The organism is Thermoactinomyces sp. CICC 10521 (assembly GCF_016055135.1).
Taxonomy (GTDB): domain Bacteria; phylum Bacillota; class Bacilli; order Thermoactinomycetales; family Thermoactinomycetaceae; genus Thermoactinomyces_A; species Thermoactinomyces_A daqus.
The window spans coordinates 1-519 of sequence record NZ_JAECVZ010000104.1 but is presented as its reverse complement, the minus strand read 5'-3'; the positions used below and the strand labels follow the sequence as shown (position 1 = coordinate 519).

At 44.7% G+C, this 519-nt stretch carries 1 protein-coding gene; it reads right to left on the bottom strand.

Translation table 11 applies throughout. The features are described 5' to 3' along the window. Window positions 1-519 (bottom strand): M20/M25/M40 family metallo-hydrolase (locus I8U17_RS18205; protein ID WP_198060017.1); only part of this gene is annotated, 519 nt, incomplete at both ends.

Sequence of the window (519 nt, the reverse complement as noted above, 5' to 3'; positions counted from 1 at the left end):
ATCCCCTTAAGGCATAACAAATCGAAGGCTGATTTTCACTTAACATGGCGGTGTCTGATATGACAATTACATCTGAATTCAGCCTGTCTTTATAATGTTCCAGAAATGAGGCGATACTGGGGCTGCCAATCTCTTCTTCACCATCGATCAGCAATTTTACATTGACAGGTAAACGGCCTGTCGTTTTAAACAGGATTTCGAACGATTTCAATTGAGAGAAACATTGGCCCTTGTTATCGGTTGCGCCTCGGCCGAATAATAAACCTTCGCGAATTTCCGGTTGAAAGGGAGGCGAATCCCACAACTCAATCGGGTCTGCAGGCTGAACGTCATAGTGGCCGTAGACCAAAACAGTGGGCTTTCCCGGTGCGTGAAGCCAATCTCCATAAACGACGGGATTTCCTGACGTATGAATGAGTTGAACGTTTTCAAAACCAATCTGCCTTAGATGGTTTATCAAAAATTCAGCACATTTATTTATGTCTTGTTGATGCCCGGAAAGCGCACTGATGCTCGGGA